Annotated in this window: 24 protein-coding genes; 13 read left to right on the plus strand and 11 right to left on the minus strand. The window is 73.3% G+C overall.

Annotated features, from left to right (window positions below):
* Nucleotides 1–26: 26 nt before the first annotated feature.
* A complete protein-coding gene (locus ACWEOZ_RS16425; RefSeq protein WP_451911513.1) occupies nucleotides 27–1,973 on the minus strand; it encodes a putative bifunctional diguanylate cyclase/phosphodiesterase in 1,947 nt (648 codons plus the stop codon).
* A gap of 138 nt (nucleotides 1,974–2,111) precedes the next feature.
* On the opposite strand from ACWEOZ_RS16425, the gene ACWEOZ_RS16430 reads away from it, so the two are divergent.
* Nucleotides 2,112–3,272: a branched-chain amino acid ABC transporter substrate-binding protein gene (locus ACWEOZ_RS16430; protein ID WP_451911514.1), complete on the plus strand. Its 1,161-nt coding sequence runs from the start codon at nucleotides 2,112–2,114 to the stop codon at nucleotides 3,270–3,272.
* 18 nt (nucleotides 3,273–3,290) lie between these two features.
* On the opposite strand, the gene ACWEOZ_RS16435 is transcribed toward ACWEOZ_RS16430, so the two are convergent.
* A complete protein-coding gene (locus tag ACWEOZ_RS16435; RefSeq protein WP_451911515.1) occupies nucleotides 3,291–4,913 on the minus strand; it encodes an ArnT family glycosyltransferase in 1,623 nt (540 codons plus the stop codon).
* A 77-nt stretch (nucleotides 4,914–4,990) separates the two neighbouring features.
* On the opposite strand from ACWEOZ_RS16435, the gene ACWEOZ_RS16440 reads away from it, so the two are divergent.
* The 4 genes from ACWEOZ_RS16440 to ACWEOZ_RS16455 all read left to right on the plus strand — a co-directional run bounded on the left by ACWEOZ_RS16440 (nucleotide 4,991) and on the right by ACWEOZ_RS16455 (nucleotide 7,760).
* The gene (locus ACWEOZ_RS16440) at nucleotides 4,991–6,217 is read left to right on the plus strand and encodes a sensor histidine kinase (RefSeq protein WP_451911516.1); all 1,227 of its coding nucleotides are present in this window, start codon (nucleotides 4,991–4,993) and stop codon (nucleotides 6,215–6,217) included.
* A complete protein-coding gene (locus tag ACWEOZ_RS16445; protein WP_451911517.1) occupies nucleotides 6,214–6,864 on the plus strand; it encodes a response regulator in 651 nt (216 codons plus the stop codon). The genes ACWEOZ_RS16440 and ACWEOZ_RS16445 overlap by 4 nt, the downstream gene beginning before the upstream one ends.
* Nucleotides 6,865–6,959: 95 nt before the next feature.
* Entirely contained in the window at nucleotides 6,960–7,463 is a 504-nt protein-coding gene (locus ACWEOZ_RS16450; RefSeq protein WP_451911518.1) for a hypothetical protein, read from the plus strand.
* 27 nt (nucleotides 7,464–7,490) lie between these two features.
* Nucleotides 7,491–7,760: a DUF2277 domain-containing protein gene (locus ACWEOZ_RS16455; RefSeq protein WP_451911519.1), complete on the plus strand. Its 270-nt coding sequence runs from the start codon at nucleotides 7,491–7,493 to the stop codon at nucleotides 7,758–7,760.
* Here the strand turns inward: ACWEOZ_RS16455 and ACWEOZ_RS16460 are convergent.
* Entirely contained in the window at nucleotides 7,741–8,496 is a 756-nt protein-coding gene (locus tag ACWEOZ_RS16460) for a hypothetical protein (RefSeq protein WP_451911520.1), read from the minus strand. The two genes, ACWEOZ_RS16455 and ACWEOZ_RS16460, sit on opposite strands and share 20 nt — an antisense overlap.
* Nucleotides 8,497–8,568: 72 nt before the next feature.
* On the opposite strand from ACWEOZ_RS16460, the gene ACWEOZ_RS16465 reads away from it, so the two are divergent.
* Together ACWEOZ_RS16465 and ACWEOZ_RS16470 are read left to right on the plus strand one after the other, a co-directional pair.
* On the plus strand, nucleotides 8,569–8,928 hold the full coding sequence (locus tag ACWEOZ_RS16465; RefSeq protein ID WP_451911521.1) for an ArsR/SmtB family transcription factor: 360 nt from the start codon (nucleotides 8,569–8,571) through the stop codon (nucleotides 8,926–8,928).
* Nucleotides 8,925–9,557 carry an SRPBCC family protein gene (locus ACWEOZ_RS16470; RefSeq protein WP_451911522.1) on the plus strand — a complete coding sequence of 211 codons (633 nt, stop codon included), beginning with the start codon at nucleotides 8,925–8,927 and terminating at the stop codon, nucleotides 9,555–9,557. Before ACWEOZ_RS16465 ends, ACWEOZ_RS16470 begins: the two co-directional genes overlap by 4 nt.
* Nucleotides 9,558–9,565: 8 nt before the next feature.
* Here ACWEOZ_RS16470 and ACWEOZ_RS16475 read toward each other — a convergent pair whose 3' ends face one another.
* The 3 genes from ACWEOZ_RS16475 to ACWEOZ_RS16485 form a co-directional block, all read right to left on the minus strand.
* Nucleotides 9,566–10,141, minus strand: a complete 576-nt coding sequence (locus ACWEOZ_RS16475; protein ID WP_451911523.1) for a sigma-70 family RNA polymerase sigma factor — start codon at nucleotides 10,139–10,141, stop codon at nucleotides 9,566–9,568.
* Nucleotides 10,138–10,854, minus strand: coding sequence for a YcnI family copper-binding membrane protein (locus ACWEOZ_RS16480; RefSeq protein ID WP_451911524.1), 717 nt, complete (start codon nucleotides 10,852–10,854; stop codon nucleotides 10,138–10,140). Before ACWEOZ_RS16480 ends, ACWEOZ_RS16475 begins: the two co-directional genes overlap by 4 nt.
* 179 nt (nucleotides 10,855–11,033) lie before the next feature.
* Nucleotides 11,034–11,651, minus strand: a complete 618-nt coding sequence (locus ACWEOZ_RS16485; protein ID WP_451911525.1) for a TetR/AcrR family transcriptional regulator — start codon at nucleotides 11,649–11,651, stop codon at nucleotides 11,034–11,036.
* Between the two features lie 145 nt (nucleotides 11,652–11,796).
* On the opposite strand from ACWEOZ_RS16485, the gene ACWEOZ_RS16490 reads away from it, so the two are divergent.
* Nucleotides 11,797–12,111: a putative quinol monooxygenase gene (locus tag ACWEOZ_RS16490; RefSeq protein WP_451911526.1), complete on the plus strand. Its 315-nt coding sequence runs from the start codon at nucleotides 11,797–11,799 to the stop codon at nucleotides 12,109–12,111.
* 37 nt (nucleotides 12,112–12,148) lie between these two features.
* Here the strand turns inward: ACWEOZ_RS16490 and ACWEOZ_RS16495 are convergent, their stop codons facing one another.
* Complete coding sequence (locus ACWEOZ_RS16495) at nucleotides 12,149–13,507, minus strand: HAMP domain-containing sensor histidine kinase (protein ID WP_451911527.1); 1,359 nt, start codon at nucleotides 13,505–13,507, stop codon at nucleotides 12,149–12,151.
* A gap of 2 nt (nucleotides 13,508–13,509) precedes the next feature.
* Nucleotides 13,510–14,178, minus strand: coding sequence for a response regulator transcription factor (locus ACWEOZ_RS16500; protein ID WP_212989447.1), 669 nt, complete (start codon nucleotides 14,176–14,178; stop codon nucleotides 13,510–13,512).
* Nucleotides 14,179–14,280: 102 nt separating this feature from the next.
* Here ACWEOZ_RS16500 and ACWEOZ_RS16505 point away from each other — a divergent pair, with 102 nt between their 5' ends.
* From ACWEOZ_RS16505 to ACWEOZ_RS16515, 3 genes are read left to right on the plus strand one after another with little or no spacing between them, the layout of a single operon-like run.
* Nucleotides 14,281–15,423: a LolA family protein gene (locus ACWEOZ_RS16505; RefSeq protein ID WP_451911528.1), complete on the plus strand. Its 1,143-nt coding sequence runs from the start codon at nucleotides 14,281–14,283 to the stop codon at nucleotides 15,421–15,423.
* Nucleotides 15,420–16,352 (plus strand): ATP-binding cassette domain-containing protein, encoded by a 933-nt coding sequence (locus tag ACWEOZ_RS16510; RefSeq protein WP_451911529.1) that lies wholly within the window; start codon nucleotides 15,420–15,422, stop codon nucleotides 16,350–16,352. Before ACWEOZ_RS16505 ends, ACWEOZ_RS16510 begins: the two co-directional genes overlap by 4 nt.
* Nucleotides 16,339–17,208, plus strand: coding sequence for an ABC transporter permease (locus ACWEOZ_RS16515; protein ID WP_451911530.1), 870 nt, complete (start codon nucleotides 16,339–16,341; stop codon nucleotides 17,206–17,208). Before ACWEOZ_RS16510 ends, ACWEOZ_RS16515 begins: the two co-directional genes overlap by 14 nt.
* Nucleotide 17,209: 1 nt before the next feature.
* Here the strand turns inward: ACWEOZ_RS16515 and ACWEOZ_RS16520 are convergent, their stop codons facing one another.
* Both ACWEOZ_RS16520 and ACWEOZ_RS16525 read right to left on the minus strand, forming a co-directional pair.
* The gene (locus ACWEOZ_RS16520; RefSeq protein ID WP_451911531.1) at nucleotides 17,210–17,920 is read right to left on the minus strand and encodes a PASTA domain-containing protein; all 711 of its coding nucleotides are present in this window, start codon (nucleotides 17,918–17,920) and stop codon (nucleotides 17,210–17,212) included.
* A 127-nt stretch (nucleotides 17,921–18,047) separates the two neighbouring features.
* A complete protein-coding gene (locus tag ACWEOZ_RS16525) occupies nucleotides 18,048–18,551 on the minus strand; it encodes a winged helix-turn-helix transcriptional regulator (protein ID WP_451911532.1) in 504 nt (167 codons plus the stop codon).
* A gap of 126 nt (nucleotides 18,552–18,677) precedes the next feature.
* Between ACWEOZ_RS16525 and ACWEOZ_RS16530 the strand changes: the two genes are divergently transcribed.
* Entirely contained in the window at nucleotides 18,678–19,277 is a 600-nt protein-coding gene (locus tag ACWEOZ_RS16530) for a dihydrofolate reductase family protein (RefSeq protein WP_451911533.1), read from the plus strand.
* Here the strand turns inward: ACWEOZ_RS16530 and ACWEOZ_RS16535 are convergent.
* Nucleotides 19,253–20,665, minus strand: a complete 1,413-nt coding sequence (locus tag ACWEOZ_RS16535) for an alpha/beta fold hydrolase (protein ID WP_451911534.1) — start codon at nucleotides 20,663–20,665, stop codon at nucleotides 19,253–19,255. The two genes, ACWEOZ_RS16530 and ACWEOZ_RS16535, sit on opposite strands and share 25 nt — an antisense overlap.
* 131 nt (nucleotides 20,666–20,796) lie before the next feature.
* Here ACWEOZ_RS16535 and ACWEOZ_RS16540 point away from each other — a divergent pair, with 131 nt between their 5' ends.
* Entirely contained in the window at nucleotides 20,797–21,975 is a 1,179-nt protein-coding gene (locus ACWEOZ_RS16540; protein WP_451911535.1) for a sensor histidine kinase, read from the plus strand.
* The last annotated feature ends 111 nt before the right edge of the window (nucleotides 21,976–22,086 follow it).

Below are 22,086 nucleotides of genomic sequence, written 5' to 3' on the forward strand. Positions count from 1 at the left end.
CCGGCGGCGGCCGTCCACACCCCGGATCAGGCGGTCAGTGCGGCACCGACCGCGTGGCGCACGACGTGCTCGGCGTCGCGGCAGGCCTGCGGGAGCCGGTCGGCGGGCACCGGGTGGCTCAGCGCGTAGCCCTGGGCGTACTCGCAGGCCATCTCGCGCAGCCGCAGCAGCGCGGCCACGTCCTCCACGCCCTCGGCCACCAGGGACAGACCGAGGTTGTGCCCGAGGTCGATCGCGCTGCGCACCATGACGGCGTCGGGCGTGCCCGGGGTCAGGTCCCGGACGAACGTACGGTCGATCTTGAGCTCGTCGGCCGGCACCCGGCGCAGCTGGGCCAGCGAGCTGAAGCCGGTGCCGAAATCGTCGACCGACACGGTGACGCCGTGCTCGCGGACCTCGTGCAGCGCGCGGACCGCCCGGTCCGGGTCGGCCATGATGCTGGTCTCGGTCAGTTCCAGGCACAGCTGCTGGGGCGGCAGGCCGGCGTCGGCCACCGTGCTCAGCACCCGGGCGACAAAACCGGCGTCGATCAGGCAGCCGGGCGACACGTTCACCGCCACCCGGTACGTGTGGCCCTCGGCCAGCCAGCGCGCGGCCTGCCGGACCGCCAGCCCCAGCAGGTGGTCGGTCAGCCGGATCTCCAGGCCCCGGCTCTCCGCGACGGTCAGGAACGTGGCCGGCAACAGCAGTCCCCGTTCCGGGTGCTGCCAGCGGACCAGCGCCTCGACCGAGGTCACGACGCCGTCGCTGAGGCGTACCTGGGGCTGGTAGTAGAGCCGCAGCTGACCGGCCGGATCGCCGCTGTCGAGCAGGGCCCGCAGGTCGGCGAAGAGCTGCATCCGGTCCGGGATCTCGGCGTCCTCGGCGGCGTCGTAGACGGCGACCCCGCCGCCGTTGCCCTTCGCCCGGTACATCGCCGCGTCGGCGTGCCGGAACAGCTCGTCGCCGGCGCCGTGCAGGGGGCCGAGCGCGATGCCGAGGCTGCCGCTGATCGCCGCCGGGCCCTCGGCCAGGACGAAGTCGCGGCGCAGCGCCCCGACCAGCCGCTCGGCCAGCTCGGTGGCCTCGGCGGCCCCGGCGACGCGGGGCAGCAGCACGGCGAACTCGTCGCCGCCCAGCCGGGCCACCACACCGTCGGCGCCGACCCCGGCGGCCAGCCGCCGGCCGGATTCGAGCAGCACCAGGTCACCGGCGTGGTGGCCGAGGGTGTCGTTGACGGCCTTGAACCCGTTCAGGTCGATGACCATGAGGGCGACCTGATGGACGCTGCCCGCCGTCACGCCGGCCAGGGCGGTCTGCATCCGCTGGCCGAACAGGGTGCGGTTGGGCAGACCGGTGAGCGGGTCGTGCAGGGCCAGGTGCCGGCTCGCCGCGGCCTGTTCGACCAGCCGCCGCTGGTAGCTCAGCACCAGCCGCAGGATCATGCCGACCAGGGTCAGTCCCACCGCGAAACCGACCGAGGTGCCGACCAGCAGCCGTACCTGGGTCCGGCGCAACGCGGACACCTGCAATTGGGCGGCGTCGTGGTACGCCCGCGACACCTCGTCCACGTCGTCCTGCAGCGTGTAGAAGGCCGGTGTCACCTCGAGGCGGTCCAGCTGGACGTGCGCGGGGTCGCTGTCGGCGATCAGCGCGATCAGCTGCTCGGCGAGAGCCTGGTACGCCAGCTGCTCCTCCCGCAACCGCAGCGCGTCCGCCCGGGCCTGGCCGGTGTTCCCGGCGATGATCTGCGCCAGCGTGTCGTTCGCCGTCAGCACGACCTGGTCGAAGCGCTGCTGGACGGCCACGGACGGCTCGACCTGGTAGTGCCGCAGGTTCACCTCCTGCATGGCGATCGCGATGCGCGCCTCGAAGAACAGCGAGTCGACGACCAGCGCGTGGCTCTGCTGCTCCGTGGCCCGGGTGGTGTGCACCGTGCCCTGGATGACGTAGCCGGCCAGCGCCAGCAGCACCCCCGCCAGGGCAGCCGTCATCGCGACACTGCGTCCCCGGATGCGGCTGATCACGGCGCTCTATTCGGCAGCGACGGGCGGTGGTGAAGGCGAATGGGCTCAGGTGACCGGCCCGGGGACCGATGAGACCCATGAGCCGAAGGACGGGGTGTGGTCCCATTGCGCAGCCGCAGAGTGCTGTCCAGCGTCGCCGTGGCTGTCGTACTGGCCGCCGCGGCCGGCTGCGGCGGGCCCGCGGCCGAGACCGCGGGCACGCCCGCGCCGTCGTCGGGAACGATCCGGGTGGGCACCCTCGTGCCGCTCACCGGGCGCAGCAGCCCGTCCGGCGAGGCCATGGTCAACGGGGCCCGGCTGGCGATCAGTGAGGCCAACGCGGCCGGTGGGATCCTGGGCCGGCAGGTCGAGCTGGCCGTCGAGGACGACGCCTGCGACCCCGGCACCGCCGTGACCGCCGCCCGGACGCTGGTCGGCCAGGACATCGTCGCCTCGGTCGGCGGCTACTGCAGCAGCGCGACCGTACCCACCCTGAAGATCTTCCGGGCGGCCGGTGTGCCGATGGTCGTGGCCCAGTCCAATTCCACCGACCTGCTGGCGCCGAAGTACGACAGCGTCTTCCTGATCTGCGGCACCGTCACCGCCGAGGCCGACTTCGCGGTCGACTGGATGAAGCGCCTCGGCGGTCGCCGGCTCGCGGTCGTGCACGACGGCACCAGCTTCCCGGTCACGCTGGCCGAGTCCACGGCCACGGCGGCCAAGCGCACCGGCGATCTGACGGTGACCGGCCAGTTCGAGCTGAGCCAGGGCGCACCGGACTACTCCCGGATCGCCGGCTCGGTGCGGGCCGGCCGGGCCGACATCGTCTACTACACCGGCTACTACGCCGAGGCCAGTCAGCTCATCAAGGACCTGCGCGGCCACGGCTTCACCGGCAAGATCGTCGTCGGCGACGGCGCGACCGACGGCCCGCTGCTCGACAACCTCACCCCCGCCCAGTCCCGCGGCGTGTACGGCACCGCTCTGATCTTCCCGGAGTTCCTGCCGGAGCTGGCCGACTGGTCGAAGCGCTACCAGGCGGCCTTCGGCACACCGCCGGGACCGTCGACGGTCGAGGCGTACGACGCGGTGAACGTCGCGCTCGATGCTGTGAAGCGGGCGGGCAGCACCGACCGCGAGGCGGTCCGCAAGGCGATCGCGGCCACCGACCTGACGGCGATGAGCGGCCCGCTGAGCTTCAACCCGGACGGCACCCGCACCACGCCGAAGTTCCTGCTGCTGCGGGCCGAGAACGGCAAGTTCGGCCTGCAACCGGCCGCCGGCTGACCCGCGGGGCGGGCGAGGTCAGGGACGGCGGTAGATGCTGATCGAGTGGCCCACCGAGTCGATCGGTGTGCCGCTGCCGGCGATCAGGGCCCGGGTGCGGCCGGTGGCCCCCGCGATCGTCGAGTCCGAGACCACCAGCAGACCGCGCACCTCGGCCGGCGGCACCCCGCGCGGGTCCTTCGCGGCGATGCCGTACGCGGCCGGCACCCCCGCACCCTTGTACAGCAGCCAGACCGGCTCGCCGGGATAGCGCTCGCGCAGCCGGTCGGCGACCCGGCCCAGGTCCTGACCCCAGTCGACGTTCGAGTCGTGCAGCCGCAGGTGGGTCTTCGCCGGCCCGCCGAACGCCTCGTTCGAGTACGGCAGGTAGTACGGGAAGGTGCGTACGGAGCTGACCGCGACGAACGCCACCAGCGCCGCTGCGGTGATCCGGGCCCAGCGCCACCTCAGTGTCAGCACCGCCGCCGCGGCCACGGCCAAAAAGACCGGCAGGAAGATGGCGTACCGGCTGCCGTAGTTGCGGGCGCCCGTCATGGCCACGACGAACAGCACCGTCGGCGTCACGAGCACGTACATGGCCGCGACCCGCAGCCGGGCCACGGTCAGCATGGTGAGCGCGCCGGCCGGCCACAGCACCAGCATGCCCAGCGGCGTCTTCACCAGCATCGCCGCCGGCAGGTAGTACCAGCGCGAGCCCCGGTACGCCTCGCCGAACAGGAAGCCGTTGAACGTGTGCTGCTCGAAGCCGAACTGGATCCGCATGCCGTCGCGGTACGGCTCCGGCAGGGGCATCAGGTTCACCACCGTCCGCTTCAGCCCGTGCAGTTCGGGCAGGCCGATCGGCGTCAGGAAATGCAGCGTCGGGTCGACGACGAGATAGCTGGCCCACACCACGGCGAGGGCGACCACCCCGACCCCGGCCGCGGCGGCCACCCCGCGCAGCCCTTTGACCGCCAGGAACGCCAGGACCATCAGCACCGGCACCGCGGGCAGCGCGCTCATCCGGGTCGCCAGGGCAGCGCCGAGCGCCAGCCCGGCCAGCGGCAGATACAGCCACGGGCGGTTCCGGGCCCGCCAGAGCAGCCACGTGGCGGTCAGCAGAAAACCGGCCGCCGGCACGTCGAGGGTGGCCAGCGACCCGTGGGCGATCAGATCGGGCGAGAAGGCGTACAGGGCCAGCGCGAGCAGCCCGCCCACCGGTCCTGTCAGGTCCCGGGCGAAGGCGAACACCACCAGACCGAACAGCAGCGTCAGGATGATCATCGGGAGCCGGGCGGCGAACATCAGCTCGTACGGGTCGTTGCCGGCCTCGTAGAGCACGTACCGGCCCAGCTCGGACTGGTCGCCCCGGTAGCGCGGATCGAGGTGCGGGTCGGCGAACGCGAGCCCGGCGGCCATGATGAGCTTGCCGAGCGGCGGATGCTCGGGGTTGTAGCGCAGGCTGTGCTGCTGGACGTAGGTGACGGCCGCGCCGACGTAGACCGGTTCGTCGATGGTCGGCGTCTGCTGGACCGAGGTGACCACCATGGCGGCCGCCATCTGACCCAGCATGACCACGATGAGCAGAGCGACCAGCCACCGCCGGTGACGCCCGGGCGACGCAACGGCAGCGGGCTCCGACTCATCGACGTCCACGGTCATCCGCAGAACCTATCCGGGCCCGGGGTCCGGATCCCGCCGGGGCAGCGGCCGGTGCCGTGGCGCACTAGGGTCCCGGCATGTCCTCCGTGGCCCCCCGGACCTCGCCCGCGGCGGTGGCCGAGCGGTCCCCCGCGACCCGGGTGATCCGGCCGCTGGTGCTCGCCACGACGTACCGGCGAGGCGCGTTCCTGCTGCTCGGCGGCGTTCTGCTGCTGCCGTACGGGCTGGTCGGGGTGGGCCTGGCCCGGCTCGCGGCCGACGACGGCACGCCGGCCGCCCTCGTTGTGGTGCTCGGCGCCGCGACCGCCGTCATCGGGCTCACCCCGCCGTTCCTGCACGGCGCGCGGGTGCTGGAGATCGCCGCCGCCCGCTGGCTGCTCGGCGTCGAGCTGCCGGACCCGCCCGCGCCGCCCGCCCCGGAGGCACGCGTGCGCGCGGCGCTGTGGTTCGCCGTGCATCTCGGCGTGGGCGCGATCGTCGGGCTGGCGCTGTTCGTCGCCGTGCCGGTCGCCGCGGAGCTGATCATGACGCATTCCGGCTGGCCGGCCGCCGGCCTGGGACTGCTGGGGGTGGCCCTGCTGCTCGCCACCGGCTACGCGACCGCCGGGCTGGGCGCCCTGGCCGCCGTGATGGCGCCGGTGCTGCTGGGCCCGTCGGCCGATGAACGGGTCGCGGCGGTACGGGCCGAGGCGCGCCGGCTGGCCGAGCGCAACCGGCTGGCCCGCGACCTGCACGACTCGGTCGGCCACGCGCTGACGGTGAGCGTGCTGCAGGCGGCCGCGGCCGGTGAGCTGCTGGACCGCGATCCGGCCTTCGCACGCCGGGCCCTGACCGCGATCGAGGAGACGGGCCGCGCAGCCATGGAGGACCTGGACCAGGTGCTCGGCCTGCTCCGCGACGAGCGGCACCGGCCCGGCCGCTCCCCCGCCGACCCCATCCCGCCCCGGCAGGGTCAGGCGGCGGTGATCCGGCAACCGGACCTGCGCGACCTCCCCCGGCTCGCCGCGGGCGTCGGCGCGCAGGTGATGACCACCGGCGCGCTCGACGACGTGCCCGCGGAACTGTCCCGGGAGGCGTACCGGGTCGTGCAGGAGTCGCTGACCAACGCGCTGCGGCACGCCGCACCGGCGCCGGTGACGCTGCGGGTCAGCACCCGCGGTCCGGACCTGGTCGTCGAGGTGCGCAATCCGCTGCCCGGCCGCGGCCTGGCCGGGATGCGGGAACGGGTGTCGCTGCTGGGCGGCGAGCTGGTCGCCGGTCCGGACGGCGACGACTGGCGGGTACGCGCGGAGTGGCCCCGGTGAGCACCCCCGCCGAGCCGATCCGGGTGGCCGTGGTCGACGACGAGGAGCTCGTCCGGATCGGGCTGACCGCGATCATCTCGACCGCCCCGGACCTGACCGTGGTCGGCGCGGCCGCCGACGGGGCCGCCGTTCCGCCGCTGCTGGCCCGTACGCGCCCCGACGTGGTGCTCATGGACGTGCGGATGCCGGCGATCGACGGACTCCAGGCCACCCGGCACGCGCTCGCCACCGCCGCCCACCCACCGCGCATCCTCATCATCACGACCTTCGAGCACGACGAGTACGTGTACGCCGCCCTGCGCGCCGGGGCGAGCGGCTTCCTGCTCAAGCGGGCCCGTCCGGCCGAGGTGCTGGCGGCGATCCGGGTGGTGGCGGCCGGCGAGTCGCTGCTGTTCCCGGCGGCGATCCGGCGTCTCGCGGCCGCGTACGGCAGCCGTCGGCCCCCGGCCGAGCTCACCGGCCGCGAGGCCGAGGTGTTGCGGCTGATGGCCCGGGGCCTGTCCAACGCCGAGATCGCCGAGCGGCTGGTGCTGGGCGTGCAGACGGTCAAGACCCATGTCGGCAACGTGCTGGCCAAGCTCGGCGCCCGCGACCGTACCCAGGCGGTGATCGCCGCGTACGAGTCGGGTTTTGTGAGTCCCTCCTGAGAGGGAGCCGGTTCCCTCCCGGGCGGGAGTCGCGGCGGGCCACGACGGACCAGGCTGATCCATGTCGGAAGTACCCGAGACCTGGAGGAAGCATGATGAAGCGCGCAGTTCTCGCCCTGACCGCCGCGGCCGCCGTCCTGATCACGTCCGGTGGCGCCGCGTCGGCCACCCGCCCGGCGCCGACCGAGCCCAGCCTGGTCGGCTCGGCGACGTTGTGGCGGGCCGCCGGTGACGACATCCGGTTCACCTTCGACGCCCACGGCCTCGGTCCGGACGCCCGGGGGACGTTCCGGGTCAGCCACTACCTCGGCACCGAGGGGGCCTGGTTCAGCGGACGGATCGACTGTCTGGCGGTCGGCGGCCCGGTGGCGGTCGCGACGGGGATCATCACCGCCAGCAGCCTCAAGGGGTTCATCGGCGTGCGCCGCGGCTTCACGGTGTACGACCACGGCCGGCACGACCGGGTCGGATACAGCTGGGTGATCGATCCGGGCAGCACCGAGTCGGTGCCGCTGTGCGTGAGCGGCGCGCCCTACGAGACGGTGGAGACCGGCGACTTCCGGACCGTGGAATGGTTCCCTCCGGGCGTCCTGCCCTGACGGGCCGGCAGTGATTACGCTGCTGCCATGTGCCGAAACATTCGCCAGCTGCACAACTTCGAGCCGCCCGCGACCTCTGACGAGGTCCGGGCGGCCGCACTGCAGTACGTGCGCAAGGTCGCCGGGGCGACGAATCCGTCGCAGCGCAACCAGGCCGCGTTCGACCGGGCGGTCGCCGCGGTCGCGGCGGCGACCGAGGAGCTGCTCGCCGAGCTCGTCACCGCCGCGCCACCCAAGGACCGCGAGACCGAGGCGGCCAAGGCCCGCGAGCGCGCCGCTAAGCGGTACGCGTCCTGACCGAGGCCCCGGTGAGGGTGAGATACCAGGCCGAGTCGGTGAAGCCGGGTCCGGTCTCCTCGCCGATGTAGAGGTCGAGGTGCTTGCGGCCGCCGAGGCCGGGCGTGAACTCATCGGTCACGGTCCAGCCGGCCTGGCGCAGAGCGGTGCAGACCTCTCCGGGCGCCGCGGCTCCATCGTCGGTGTGCCCGCAGCCGGCGACGCGGAAGGTCGTGCCCCGGGGCAGCACCCCGGGGTCGGCCGCGGCGGACACGAACGGGCGCAGCGGGGCGCCGTCGGTGTCCCGGGCAGCGGTGTCCAGCCAGTAGCCGATGTCGTACGACCAGTTCAGGTACGTGCCGGCCGTCGTACGCCCGGTGCCCTCGTCCTTGACCGCCGCGACGAAGTCGGCGGGATACTCACCAAGGTCATCGTGGCCGTGCGCGCAGTCGAGCCCGCGGCAGCCGGTGACCGTCTCGGGCTCACCGTCGTGCAGGCTCTGCACGGCGGTGTAGTAGACGGTGAGCTCCCACCCGCTGCTGACGACGGTGGCCGGGGACGGGGACGAAGCCGGGACCGGGGACGATGCCGCAGCCGGCGCGGCGGGCGAGGCGCTCACCGAAGGGCCGGGGACGGACCAGGCCCCGAACGACGGCCGGGGCAGCACCGTGGAGGGCTCCCGCGTGGCCGGGTCGCCGCAGCCCGCCAGCAGGCTCAGCACCAGCACGACCGAGCAGACACGCACGTGAAGCAGCATCGCAGCAGTCCACCGGGCCGGGCGCTTGATTAAGAGTTGACTTATATAAGCCGCGCCTGGCACAGTGACCGGGTGCATGCCTTCGACGTGCTCGGCGACCCGGTCCGCCGCCGCATCCTGGAGCTGCTCGCCGACGGCGAGCAGCCCTCCGGCGCGGTCACCGAGGTCATCCGGGCCGAGTTCGGCATCTCCCAGCCGGCCGTCTCCCAGCACCTGCGGGTGCTGCGCGACAACGGCTTCGCCACGGTACGCCCGGACGGCACCCGGCGGCTCTACGCGGTCGACGACACGGCGCTGCGCGAGGCCGACGAGTGGCTGAGCCGGTTCCGCCGGTTCTGGACCCCCCACCTGGACGCGCTGGCCACCGAGGTGGCCCGCGGCAAGCGACAGCGGCGGCTCGCCGCCCGCGACGACGATCGGAGCGACGGATGAAGGACGCGAAACAACAGATCAGCGCGGTACGGCGCCAGGCCGGTGGCCGCACCCTGGAGGCCGGCGAAGCCCGCGTGTCGACCATCAGCCAGGTCTACGACACCGGCCAGGACGACCTGTGGGACGCGGTGACCGACCCGGAACGGATCACCCGCTGGTTCCTGCCGGTCAGCGGCGAGCTCCGCGAAGGCGGCAAGTACCAGTTCGAGGGCAACGCCGGCGGCACGATCTCCCGCTGCGACAAGCCGCACGGCTTCGCCGCCACGTGGGAGTACAACGGCGACGTCAGCTGGATCGAGGTCCGCCTGGTCCCGGAGGGCGACGGACGCACCCGCTTCGAGCTGGAGCACGTCGCGCATGTCGCCGACGAGTTCTGGGAGCAGTTCGGCCCCGGCGCCGTGGGGATGGGCTGGGACGCGGGCCTGCTCGGGCTGGCCATGCACCTGGCGGATCCGGCGGCCCCCCGCGACCAGGCCGCCATCGAGGCGTGGATGGTCTCCGACGAGGGCAAGCTCTTCTACCGGCTGAGCAGCGACAGCTGGGCCGAGGCCGCTGTCGCCGGCGGCACCGACCCGGCCGTCGCCCGCGAACGCGCCGACCGGTGCTACGCGGCCTACACGGGCGGCTGACCGGGCCGTCAGCCCGCCGCGTCCGAACCCCGGCCGCGGCGCGGGTCACCGCTGGCGGCCAGCGCCGCCACCAGATCCTCGCGGGCCCGGGCCACCCGGGAGCGGATCGTCCCCACCGGACAGTCGCAGACCTCGGCCGCCTCCGCGTACGAGAGCCCGAGCAGCTGGGTGGCCACGAAGGCCTCCCGCCGCTCGGCGCTCAGCGCCCCCAGCAGGTCGCGCAGGGCCAGATCGTCCTCGAAGCGCGGCCGGTCGGCGCCGAGCGCCGCGTCGGCCGCGCCCTGCCAGTCCTCGACCCGGGCGATCCGCGGCCGGACCACCGCGGCCCGCACGTGGTCGACGGCGACCCGGCGCGCGATGGTGTAGAGCCAGGTGCGGGCGCTGGACCGGCCGGCGAAACCGGGCAGGCTGCGCAGCGCCCGCAGGTACGTCTCCTGGGTCAGGTCGTCGAGCTCCTCGGGCCCGGCGAGGTGCTGCAGGAAGCGCCGCAGCTGCCGCTGGGTGGCCCGGACGAACGCCGCCGCCGCATCCCGATCACCCCGGCCCGCGGCGAGCGCCCATCCGGTCACCTGCTCGTCGGTCACTTCCCCGCGGTGCTCTGACCCGAGCGGCGGTACGCGAGCAGCCCGAGCACCAGCGCGGCCAGCCCCAGCACGATGCCGATGATGCCGGCCCAGGTCCCGTTGCCGTCCGCGGCCTCGCCCGCCGCCGAGACGGTCGGAGCGGTGCTGGTGGTGGCCGCAGCCGGCGCGTCGGCCGCCGCGGCCGCGGTGAGCTTGAGGACGGGCGCGGGCTTCTCCGGCTCGGTGCCGTCGGTGGTCGGCTCGTCGATCCAGCGCACGACGTTGCCGTCCGAGTACGTCTGCAGCGCCTTGAACACCACCTGCGGCACCTGCGGCAGCGGGCCGAGCGAGACGTCGAACTCCTGGAACTGGCCCGGCTTGATCGCCGCGTCCCCGGTGGCGGTCCAGGTGATCTTCGTGACCGCCTCGTTGATCTGGGTGCCGTGCGCCTCGATCGGCTTGGCCAGCTTCGACTTCACCGGCGCCATGGTCCAGCCGGCCACCGGCTTGAGCGACACCGACGCGAACGGCGTGTCGGCCGGCAGGTTGACCTCGACCTTGGTGGTGCTCGCGGTGTCGCTCTCGTTCGGCACCCGGAAGGTGACCTTGGCGTAACCACCCTGCACGGCGGTGTTCGCGTTGACCGTGACGTGCGCGGACGCGGGCACAGCGAGGGCGAGGGTGAGCGCGGTGACCATCCCGGCCACCGCGGCCGAGCGCTTCAACAGCGACATCAGAAACCTTCCGTCGGACCCGGCCGGGGCGCCGGGCACGGTCATTGGTCGGTGACCGTCCCGGGAAAGTTCCCGGCGTTTCGCGAGCCTCCGGCTGATGGTGCGGTGACCACGAACATTCACCGGGTCAGCGACTCACCGAGACGCGTCCGCCAGTAGTAAGTGCCGAGGGCTCAGGTTCACCGCGTCGATGTCGGACCGATGCCGGCCAGGAGGGCGTTCACGCCGGCGAGGAACTGCTCGCGGTCGTCGTGTTCCTCCAGGCCGTCCGCCATCCGCCGGGCGAACGGGAATGCCTTGCCGTCGAGCCCTTCCCATTGCGCCGCCACTGCCCGTAGGAAGGGCGCGCGTTCGAGGTCCGGCGGCAGGAGCCGGGCCGCCGCGGCGGACTGCCCGGCGGAACCCAGGACGAAGGTCACGAACGCGGACGCCGCATGAAACTGCTGGTGCTCTTGTACACCGAGGGCGTCCAGGCGGCTGCCGATGGCCTCGAACAGCCGGACGACCGCGAACTGCCACGGCTGGCGCACGAGTTGGGTGCCGACCCAGGGGTGCGCGGCGATCGCGTCGAACACGTTGAGGGCGAGTCCGCGAATGGCCGCGCGAGGCTCATCGGGGAGCCGGTCCTCGTCGAGGGCGTCGGTGATGACCTCGACCGTCGTCGCGTCGAGCAGCGCTTCCTTGTTCGCGACGTAGTGGTACATCGCGCCGAATCCGGTGCCCAGGCGGCCGGCGAGGAGGCGGAAGGTCAGCGCGTCCTCCCCGCCCGCGTCGAGGATCTCGATCGCCGCCTGCACGAGGCGCTCCCTGGACAGCGCGTCGGTTCGGCGTGGTCTCCCGTTGGGCACGGCACTCATCTTGACATAGTTGGAACGGCGATCCAAACTTGGCTTTGGAACGCTGATCCAATCGCGTGAACAGCTACTTCAAGGAGGACTACTCATGGTCGAGACCACCAAGCCGGGCGTGCTGCTCAAGATGCGCGCACGAACCGGGGAAGGCGACGAACTCGCGAAGTTCATCACCGATCTGCACTACGTCGAGGACGCCGACGGCCCCGTGGACTGGTTGGTCGCCCGCGACGACCAAGAGCCCGAAGTCCTTTGGATCACCGAGTTCTACCGCGACCAGTCCTCGTTCGACCGCCACTACGCCGCATCGAACGAGGAGATCGAGAAGCGCCACGACCGCGTCATCGAACTGCTCGCCGAGCCGCCGACGCGGGTCCTGGTGCACCCGGTCGCGTCCAGCAGCTGAGATCGCCGACAGGCGACCAGCCCGGCGCGCACTGACCTCAGACGCCCGGCAGGCGGACGTCCACGCGCAGGCCCGGCGGCGGGGACGCGCCCTGCAGCACCACCGTGCCGCGGTGCCGGCGGACCAGTTCCCGGACGATGGCCAGGCCCAGACCCGAGCCGCCCGCGTCGCGGGCCCGCGCGTCGTCGAGCCGGGTGAAGCGGTCGAAGACCCGCTCCCGGTCGGCCGCCGGGATGCCCGGGCCGTCGTCCGAGAACGAGATCAACTGGTACGCGCCGTCGGCCGTCACCGTGAGCCGTACCGACGACGCGGCGTGCCGGACGGCGTTGTCCAGCAGGTTCGCCACCACCCGGCCGAGCGCGTCGCGGTCGCCGCGGGTGCGCAGCGGCACCGCCGGGCGTTCGTACTCCACCGCCGGGTAGCGGGCCGCGACCTCGCCCAGCAGCTGGCCCAGCTCGACGGTCTCCATCCGCCGCTCCTCGACCCGGGTGCTGCCGTCGTCGGCCCGGGCCAGCAGCAGCAGGTCGTCGACCAGCCGGCTGAGTCTGTCCACATCGGTCAGCAGGTCGTCGGCCAGGGCCGGCCAGTCGGTGGTGTCCGGCAGCCGCTGCGCGACCTCCAGCTCGGTGCGCATGTTGGTCAGCGGGCTGCGCAGCTCGTGGGCGGCGTCCGCGACGAAGGCCCGCTGCCGTCCCCGGGCCGCGTCCAGGCGGTGCAGCATGCCGTTGAGGGTGACCGCCAGCCGGTGGATCTCGTCGTGCGAGTCGGGCACCGGGAGCCGGTCGGAGCGGGCGCCGCCGGTGATCTCCTCGGCGCCGGCCCGCAACGCCTCGACCGGGCGCAGCGTCGCGCCGACGACCCGCCAGGCCACCAGCGCGAGCAGCGCCACCAGCGCCGGGAACGTGAGCAGCAGCGTGGTGCGCAGCAGGTGCAGGCCCTGGGTGAGGTCCGCGGTGGGCCGCGCGACCAGCACCCGGACCCGGTCGTCGGCGGGCCCGGCCAGCACCATGACCACCCGGACCCGGCCCTCGAAGCCGATCCGGTCACCCCGGATGAACGTGCCCTCCCGGTCGCCCAGCGCGTCCATCTCGTCCGGGTACAGGATCGGCACCAGCCGGTCGGCGCCGGTGGACACGGAACGGACCCGGTCCTGGGCGTCGACGATCTGCACCCGTACGCCCGGAGCAGCCGGCAGCGGATCGCTCAGCGTGTCCTCGTCGACCAGCTCGGCCACCGCCGTGGCGGTGTCGAGCGCCTCCTCGTTGGCGGTGCGCAGCAGCGCGTAGTTCATCGTCGCGACCAGCACCACACCGCCGCCGGCCAGGCCGACGAAGAGCACCACCACCGACACCAGCAGCAGCCGCGCCCGCAGGCTCAGCCGGCGCAGCCAGGCCATGCTCAGGACCCGTCGACGGCGGCCAGCCGGTAGCCCGCGCCGCGGACCGTCTCCAGCCGCTCCCGGCCGATCTTGCGGCGCAGGTAACCGACGTAGACCTCGACCGCGTTGGCGGCGGTGTCCAGCGCGGCGTCCCAGACGTGGTCGAGCAGCTCGGTCTTGGAGACCACCTCGCCGGGGCGGCGCAGCAGGTATTCCAGCAGGGCGAACTCGCGGGCGGTCAGCACCACCTCGGCCCCGGCCACGGTGACCTTGCGCTGCGCCGGGTCCAGCTCCAGGTCGCCGTGGCGCAGCACCGCCGGGCGTTCCGGGGTGCCCCGCCGCAGCAGCGCCCGCAACCGGGCCAGCAGCACCACGTACGAGAAGGGCTTGGTCAGGTAGTCGTCGGCACCGCAGTCCAGCCCGTCGGCCTGGTCGTACTCGCCGTCCTTGGCCGAGAGCATCAGCACCGGCAGCCACTTCTGCTCGGCGCGCAGCTGCCGCACCACCCGGTAGCCGGACAGCCGCGGCAGCATGACGTCGAGGATCATCGCGTCATAGTCACCGTGGCGGGCCAGCTCCAGCCCGTCCTGACCGTCCCCGGTCACGTCCACCGCGAACCCCTCGGCCTGCAGACCACGCTGCAGGGCAGCCGCGAGCCGCGCCTCGTCCTCCACCACCAGCAACCGCACCCCACTACCTTGGCATGGGTGGGCCAACCCCTAGGGGATGTTCTCAGCGGCGTCACAGCCGGTACGGCGCAGGATGGCTCCAGACAACGGGAGGTGCTCATCGTGAGTGTGTTCAGGTCAAGGCCCGCGCTGCGCTGGCTGGTTCCGGCAGCAGCAGCGGTCGTCGTCATCGGAGGCGGCGCCGCAGCGGGCACGATCGTCGCCAGCGCTGACCCCTCGCTGCCGGAGCGCAGCGCGGCTCAGCTGCTGGTCGACGTGCAGAACGCGAAGGTTGACGGCTTCTCCGGCACGGTCGTGCAGACGGCCGACCTGGGTCTGCCGTCGCTGCCCGGCGTCACCAGCGGAGCCGGCAGCTCGGAGATCATGAAGCTGGTCGCAGGCAGCAACACCGCGCGGGTCTGGTACGCCGGCGAGGACAAGGCGCGCCTCGCCCTCATGGGCACGCTCGGCGAGACCGACGTGATCCGCAACGGTTCCGACGTGTGGATGTGGCGCAGCGCCGACAGCTCGGCGACGCACCTCAAGCTGCCGGCGGACAAGGCCGGCAAGTCGGGCAAGCCCCGGGCGCTGCCGACGGATCTGCCGTCGACACCGCAGGAGGCCGCCGACGCCGCGCTCGCCGCGATCGACCCGACCACGGCGGTCACCACGACCGGCGCGGCCAAGGTCGCCGGCCGGGACGCGTACGAGCTGGTCCTCACCCCGCGCGACACCGCCTCGCTGGTGGGCCAGGTGCGCCTGGCCATCGACGCGGAGAAGCACATCCCGCTGGGCGTGGACGTGTACGCCAAAAGCGCCAACGACCCGGCCGTACGGGTGGCGTTCCAGCAGGTCAGCTTCGAGGTGCCGGACGCCGAGCAGTTCACCTTCAACCCGCCGCCGGGCACCAAGGTGACCGAGCCCAGCGAGGCCGACATCGCCAAGGAGCGCGAGAAGGCGATCACGCCGGAGGTGGAGAAGGCGCACAAGGAGGCCACCGAGGGCACCAAGGTCGTCGGCAAGGGCTGGACGTCCGTGCTGGTGGCCAAGCTGCCGAAGGGTGACGACGCCAAGGCCAAGGACGGCGCGGCGGGCGCGGCCGGGCAACTGGACGCGATCATCGGGACGCTGCCCAAGACCAGCGGCACCTGGGGCAGCGGGCACCTGCTCACCAGCGCCCTGTTCAGCGCGCTGATCACCGACGACGGCCGGATCCTGGTCGGCGCGGTGGCCCCGGAGAAGCTGTATGAGGCAGCCGGAAAGTGACTGACCTCGCGGTCGCCACACAGGGGCTGACCAAGCGGTTCGGCAGCCAGGTCGCGGTGGACACCGTCGACCTGGCTGTCCCCCGCGGTTCGGTCTACGGCTTCCTCGGCCCGAACGGCTCGGGCAAGACCACCACGATCCGGATGCTGCTGGGACTGATCGGTCCCACCGCCGGGCAGCACGAGCTGCTCGGCGCGGCGATGCCGGAGCACGCCGCCGACGTGCTCCCCCGCGTCGGCGCGCTGGTCGAGGGCCCCGGCTTCCACCCGTACCTGTCCGGGCGGGACAACCTGCGCCGGGTGGACGCGGCCGATCGCAGCGCCGAGGCCCGGACGTCGGACGCCCGGATCGCCGCGGCCCTGGACCGGGTGGGCCTGGGCGCGGCGGCCGGCAAGCGTTACCGCACCTACTCGCTCGGCATGAAGCAGCGGCTGGCCATCGCGGCCGCCCTGCTGGTGCCGCGGGAGCTGCTCATCCTCGACGAACCGACGAACGGCCTGGACCCGCAGGGCACCCGCGAGGTCCGCACGCTGGTCGGGGCGCTCGCCGCGGAGGGCGCGACGGTGCTGCTCAGCACTCATCTGCTCGCCGAGGTGGAGCAGGTCTGCACCCACGTCGGGGTCATGCACCGCGGCAAGCTGGTCGCCCAGGAACCGCTGGCGCAGCTGCGCTCGGACGCGGCGCCACGGGCCCGGGTGCTGACCGACCAGCCGGCCCAGGCCGCCCGGGTGCTGCGCACACTGGGCCTGACCGAGGTCGCCGAGACGGCGGCCGAGGCCACCGGCCAGCTCGGCGCGATCGCGCCGGAGAAGGTGGTGGCCGCGCTGGTGCACGACGGGGTGGCGGTACGCGGCTTCGCGGCCGAGTCGCCCAGCCTCGAGGACGTGTTCGTCTCCCTGACCGGAAGAGGCTTCGATGTCAGCGGTTGAGGTGTCCGGGGTCCCCGCGACCCCGGTACGCCGGGTCTCGGCCCGGTTCCTGCTCTCCGAGCTGCGCCTGATCGCGGTGCGCCGGCGTAACCAGGTCGGCCTGGCCGCGCTGGCCGCCGTACCGGTCGTGCTGGCCGTGGCCATGAAGGTCGCCGCGCCGGACACCTCGGACCGCCCCGGCGGCGGCCCGGACTTCTTCGCCCAGATCACCGGCAACGGCTTCTTCGTGGCGCTGGCCGCGCTCGGCGTCGAGCTGGGCCTGTTCCTGCCGATCGCCATCGCGATGCTGGCCGGGGACGCGGTGGCCGGCGAGGCCAACCAGGGCACGCTGCGTTACCTGCTGACCGTGCCGGTGGGCCGGACCCGCCTGCTGGCCGTCAAGTACGCCGGCATCGTCGCCGGCGCGTTCCTGGCGCCGCTGGTGGTGGCGATCTCGGGTCTGGTGATCGGGCTGATCCTGTTCGGCGGCGGGGACGTCACGCTGCTGTCGGGCACCCAGGTCGGCTTCGGCGAGGCGCTGGTGCGACTGCTCGGCGTCTGCCTGTTCCTCGGGGTGTGTCTGTCGGCTCTGGGCGCCATGGGACTGTTCCTGTCCACGCTCACCGAGCAGCCGATGGGCGCCACCATCGCACTGACCATGCTGACCGTGGCCAGCTTCGTGCTCCAGCAGATCCCGCAGCTGGACTGGCTGCATCCGTACCTGCTGACCCGGCACTGGCAGGACTTCGGCGAGCTGCTGCGCGACCCGGTGTCCTTCGACGCGCTGACGCCCGGGCTGCTGTCGGCCGGGGCCTACATCCTGGTGTTCCTGTCGGCCGCGTGGGCCCGCTTCGCCGGCCGCGACATCACCAGCTGATTCACGCGGACCGGCGGGCGGCCCCGGCACTGTCCACGACGACGGCCCGGCCGTACCGGTCGGTGAGCGCGGCGGCGACGTCGGCCGGGACGTCACCCTCGACACAGACAGCGCCCGCCACCGGATCCACCCGAAGTGTGTAGCCGGCCGCCCGCAGCAGGTCGGCACTCACCCCGGCCCGGACGCTCTCCAGCTCGGCGAAGGTGGTCGGGCAGGCGACGACGCGGTGCCGGCGGCCGGCCAGGGCCGGGCGGATGGCCGAGACCGCGGCGACCGGATCCACACCGGCGGCGACCGCGACGACCACGGTCCCGTCCGGGTCGGCGCCGAGCCCGACGAAGCGGCGGCGGTCGGCGGCGATCCGGCCGTCGAGGTCGGCGGCCGGGCGGCCCGCGACCGAGACCTGGATCGTGCTGCCCCGCCGCACCGCCGACCCGGCGGCGGGATGGACCGCCACCACCGTGCCGGGCGCCTGCCGGGCCCGGGGGCGGTAGCTCAGGATCGGTACCACGCCGGCGTCACCGGCCAGTTTGCCGACCCGGGCGACATCACGGCCGACCAGATCGGGAACGGTCGCCGTCGCGGCCGCGGTGTCGACCCGGTCACCTCCTCGGCGGGGCCGGCGCGTCGCGGTGGCGAGCAGGATCACCGGACCGAGCAGGATCACGGCGTTCAGCAGGGCGGACATCGGGCGGGCGCGGCGGACGGACATGGTGGGCCTCCGGATCGCACGAGGGCAGTCCGCGCTTGGACGTGTCGGCGCGGGAGCCCGGTTCCCGCCCGGGCCGCGGACGGCACATCCAGCGGTTACGCGGCCCCTGCCCGGGCCAGGCCGATGGCTATGCGGCTTCGTCGCGGGCCAGCTCGGCGTGGTAGGCGGCGGTGAGCCGGGACAGCACCGACTCGGTGCCGGCCGGGCGGGGCACGCCCAGGTGCAGCTCGCGCAGCTCGGCCATGAAGTCGTCCCAGAGTGCCGGGCCGCCGCGTTCCAGCAGCTCGGCCCGGATGGCGAGCTCGCGGGTGACCGGCAGGTGCCGGCGGCCCCAGGCGCCGAGGTGGGCGAGCACCGGCACGAGCTGGATGGCCGGCTCGGTCAGGCTGAGCAGGATGCGCTGCTTGTGGCGGGGATCGGGCGCCGAGGTCAGCATGCCGAGCGCGGTCAGCCGTTGGAGGCGGTCGGCCAGGATGTTGGACGCGATGCCCTCCTCGCTCTCGGTCAGCAGAGCCCGGAAGTGCCGGCGGTTGCCGAACATCATGTCCCGGATGATCAGCAGCGACCACTTGTCGCCGAGGACCTCGAGGGACAGGTTGATCGGGCACCCGGACCGGTGTTCCTCGGTCATCGTCGGCTCCTCGCCAGTGCTGAGACCCCGTGCAGTCGGACATCGCCGTACCGGTTGCACTCTACAACCGGTATCCGGTACGGTCCAAACCGATTGCAGACAACAACCGGTTTGGAGAGGACGACCATGGCTTACGTGACCTCCGACCCCGCCGTCTCCGCGGACGGCTTCGTGGCCGGGCCCCGGCAGAGCCGGCAGGACCCCCTCGGCGAGGGCGGCGAGCAGCTGCACCGCTGGATGTTCGACACCCCGGACGAGAACACCGCCGAGCTGGAGGCGATCACGGCCGCCGACGCGTTCATCATGGGGCGCAACATGTTCGCCCCCGGGCGCGGCGACTGGGATCCGGAGTGGCGCGGCTGGTGGGGTGAGGACCCGCCGTACCACAAGCCGGTCTTCGTCCTGACCCATCACCCGCGCGCCGACCTGGTGATGCAGGGCGGCACCACGTTCTCCTTCGTCACCGGCGGCATCCAGGAGGCTTTCGCCCGGGCTCGCGAGGCCTCCGGCGACGGACGGATCTCGGTGGCCGGTGGCGCCTCGACGATCAACCAGGCCCTCGCCGCCGGCCTCCTCGACGAGCTGCGCCTGCACATCGCTCCGGTGATGCTGGGTGGGGGCGAGCGGCTCTTCGACGGGATCCCGCCGGTGCGCCTGGAGCAGCTCTCCGGCCGGTCGGCGTCGCTGGTCACCCACCTCACCTACCGGGTGCTGCCTCCGGCCTGAGCCAGCACCTCGTCCATCACCTCGGCGAAGCGGCGCGGCTGCTCCAGGAACGCCCGGTGGCCACCGGAGGGCACCACGGTCAGCCGCTTGCCGGGCGCCCGCAGTGCCTCGTACCAGGGGGTGAAGAGTTCGGCGAGGCCCCGCATCTCGTGGGCGCCCTGTACGAAATAGACGGGCACCTCCAGCCGGGGCACGTCGCGGCGCAGATCCACGCTCTGCATACGGGGGTAGAGCGCGTTCCAGGTGTCCAGCACGGCGTTGACGGTGTGCGCCTTCTGCAACACGGTGTACTCCGAGGCGTCGACGCCGTCGAAGGGATCATCCGCCCCGGGGGCGTTGCCCGAGTGGTCGTAGTCGTAGACCTGGCTCGCGTAGAGCATGATCGGCTCGTACGAGTAGACGTCCCGGTACGGCGGCGGGCCGAGTGCGGTCAGCGTACGGACGAGGCCGTCGCGGCCCGCGGCTCGCGCCCAGGCCAGGATGTCGGCGTAGAAGATCTTGTCGCTGGCGGGCAGATCGACGGCCTGCCCGGCGCCGATGTACGCCCGGTACAGCTCGGGCCGCCGCTGCACCGCCAGCACGCCCAGGATCGAGCCGCCGGAGTGCCCGAGCAGGAAGATCTTCTCCTGGTGGAACCGGCGGCGCAGCGCCTCGGTGACGGCGATGACGTCCGCGACCGCACTGTCCAGCGTCACCGTCGCGGCCGGATCCAGCGCGGGGTACGACGAGCCTCCGCCGCGCCGGTCCAGCGTCACCACCACGAACCGCTTCTCCAGCTCGGCCAGGTGACGCCGGGCCGCGCCCAGCTCGGAGCCACCCGGCGCGCCGGGCACGAAGAGCAACACGGGTGCTGACCGGTCGACCCCCCGGATCAGCACGCCGAGCCGGTGACCGCCCGCGTCGATCCGGGTCAGCTCGGCGATGCTCCGCTCCCCCGCGATCCCCGGCGTCCGGGCCGGTACGGCCACCGCCACCGTCACGACCACCAGCACCGCGCTCAGCACTCCCGTCGCTACACGCCGCAGAAAAGGCCTGCTGCCGCGCCGCGCGTACACGGCACCGAGCACCATCGGCAGCACCGTCATCAACGCGTGCAGCCCTCGTCCGGTGACCAGCGCGATGAAGCCGAACGCGCTGGCGTGCGGCGCGTCGACCGACGGCCCGTCCACGCGCAGCCGCAGCAACTCCACCATGGCAACGAAGGCCGCCGGCGCGATCAGCAGCGACCACCGTGACCGGCCCAGCCGGCCGACCGCCACCCCCACGACGATGCTGAGCCCCACCGACCACAGCGCCTGCACGCCCGTCAACGGGCCGCGCGGCATCCACCACCCGGCGACGATCCCCCAGCCCGCCGCCGCACCGATCCACCCCGCTCGTCTGACCATGGCGTGAGCCTGACCGGGGCCGGCTGTCCGGCGCATCGGCCCTCGGATCCGGTACGCACCCATACTTCGGTAGGGGTCGCGGGTGACTTCGGACAGTGCCCCCGCACGGCGCCGGATCGTAGGCTCGGCCCATGGCCGGCCTGGTGTTCTCGTTGCTCGTGCCCGACCCGGCGGGCGGTCGCCGGTCGGTGGTCCGCGACCGGCTGGCCGACGCCGTCGCGGTGACCGTGGCGCTGGCGTACGGGTCGCTGATGGTGCCGCTCGGGGACGCCACCCGCGAGGGTGCGCCGCTGCCGTGGCTCGCCGACGTCGCGCTCGGCGTGCTGTGCTGCGCCACGTTGCTGCTGCGCCGGCGCCGGCCGGTCGGCCTGACCATCGCCCTGCTGCTCGTGAGCACGGTGTCGGTGATGGCGACCGGCGCTGTCATCGTCGCGCTGTTCACCGTGGCGATCCACCGGCGGGGCCCGGTGGCGCTGGCGCTGGGCGTCGCGTACGTCGCGGTGGTGCCGGTGTACTTCGTGCTGCACGACAGCCCGGAGTTCCCGGTGTGGGTGGACCTGCTGGTCCGCGGGGTCACCACGGCGGGGGCGCTGGGGTGGGGGATGTTCGTGCGGGCGTACCGGCGGCTGACCGGGTCGCTGCGGGAGCACGCCGCCCGCCTCGAGGCCGAGCAGCACCTGCGGGAGGACCAGGCCCGGCTGACCGAGCGGGCCCGCATCGCGCGGGAGATGCACGACGTGCTGGCCCACCGGATGTCGCTGGTCAGCCTGCACGCCGGGGCCCTGGAGGTACGCACCGACGCACGGCCGGAGGAGGTGGCGATCGCGGCGGGCGCGATCCGGGCCAGCGCCCACGAAGCCCTGGAGGAGCTGCGCGGGGTCATCGGGGTGCTGCGCGAGGGCGCGACGGGCCGCCCGGAGCCGCCGCAACCGGGGCTGGCCGACCTGCCCGCGCTCCTCGACAGCGCGCGGGCGATGGGCACGCCGGTGCACTACACCTGCGCGGTGCCGCAGATGCCGGTGGTGCTCGGGCGCACGGCCTACCGCATCGTGCAGGAGGGGCTCACGAACGCGCGCAAGCACGCGCCCGGGGCGGTCGTCCGGGTGCGGCTCGACGGCGAACCCGGTGCCGAGCTGCTGATCCGGATCGCCAACCCGGATCCGACGCCGGCTGCCCGGCCCGGCGTGCCGGGAGCGGGGATGGGCCTGATCGGCGTCGGCGAACGGGTGGCGCTGGCCGGCGGCCACGTCCGGTACGGCCCGCAGGGCGACGAATTCGTCCTGGAAGCGCGACTGCCATGGCCGGCCTGAACCGCATCGGCGCCCACTGCCCAGCTGGGTCGGCCGGGTCAGCTGGGTCGCCGGAGTCGGTGAGGTCCGCCGGCGGCGGCCCGGCGGCGATCGGCGCTCGCGGCGCCGGGA

Source organism: Actinoplanes sp. NPDC004185, assembly GCF_053603475.1.

What these genes read in the sequence shown, in the direction of transcription:
- ACWEOZ_RS16515 (WP_451911530.1), top strand. Translation starts at nt 16,339, where the DNA reads ATGTCAGCGGTTGAGGTGTCCGGGGTCCCCGCGACCCCGGTACGCCGG.
- ACWEOZ_RS16495 (WP_451911527.1), bottom strand. Translation starts at nt 13,507, where the DNA reads ATGGCCTGGCTGCGCCGGCTGAGCCTGCGGGCGCGGCTGCTGCTGGTG.
- ACWEOZ_RS16530 (WP_451911533.1), top strand. Translation starts at nt 18,678, where the DNA reads ATGGCTTACGTGACCTCCGACCCCGCCGTCTCCGCGGACGGCTTCGTG.
- ACWEOZ_RS16455 (WP_451911519.1), top strand. Translation starts at nt 7,491, where the DNA reads ATGTGCCGAAACATTCGCCAGCTGCACAACTTCGAGCCGCCCGCGACC.
- ACWEOZ_RS16450 (WP_451911518.1), top strand. Translation starts at nt 6,960, where the DNA reads ATGAAGCGCGCAGTTCTCGCCCTGACCGCCGCGGCCGCCGTCCTGATC.
- ACWEOZ_RS16520 (WP_451911531.1), bottom strand. Translation starts at nt 17,920, where the DNA reads ATGTCCGTCCGCCGCGCCCGCCCGATGTCCGCCCTGCTGAACGCCGTG.
- ACWEOZ_RS16535 (WP_451911534.1), bottom strand. Translation starts at nt 20,665, where the DNA reads ATGGTCAGACGAGCGGGGTGGATCGGTGCGGCGGCGGGCTGGGGGATC.
- ACWEOZ_RS16480 (WP_451911524.1), bottom strand. Translation starts at nt 10,854, where the DNA reads ATGTCGCTGTTGAAGCGCTCGGCCGCGGTGGCCGGGATGGTCACCGCG.
- ACWEOZ_RS16435 (WP_451911515.1), bottom strand. Translation starts at nt 4,913, where the DNA reads ATGACCGTGGACGTCGATGAGTCGGAGCCCGCTGCCGTTGCGTCGCCC.
- ACWEOZ_RS16540 (WP_451911535.1), top strand. Translation starts at nt 20,797, where the DNA reads ATGGCCGGCCTGGTGTTCTCGTTGCTCGTGCCCGACCCGGCGGGCGGT.
- ACWEOZ_RS16490 (WP_451911526.1), top strand. Translation starts at nt 11,797, where the DNA reads ATGGTCGAGACCACCAAGCCGGGCGTGCTGCTCAAGATGCGCGCACGA.
- ACWEOZ_RS16440 (WP_451911516.1), top strand. Translation starts at nt 4,991, where the DNA reads ATGTCCTCCGTGGCCCCCCGGACCTCGCCCGCGGCGGTGGCCGAGCGG.
- ACWEOZ_RS16425 (WP_451911513.1), bottom strand. Translation starts at nt 1,973, where the DNA reads ATGACGGCTGCCCTGGCGGGGGTGCTGCTGGCGCTGGCCGGCTACGTC.
- ACWEOZ_RS16460 (WP_451911520.1), bottom strand. Translation starts at nt 8,496, where the DNA reads ATGCTGCTTCACGTGCGTGTCTGCTCGGTCGTGCTGGTGCTGAGCCTG.
- ACWEOZ_RS16470 (WP_451911522.1), top strand. Translation starts at nt 8,925, where the DNA reads ATGAAGGACGCGAAACAACAGATCAGCGCGGTACGGCGCCAGGCCGGT.
- ACWEOZ_RS16525 (WP_451911532.1), bottom strand. Translation starts at nt 18,551, where the DNA reads ATGACCGAGGAACACCGGTCCGGGTGCCCGATCAACCTGTCCCTCGAG.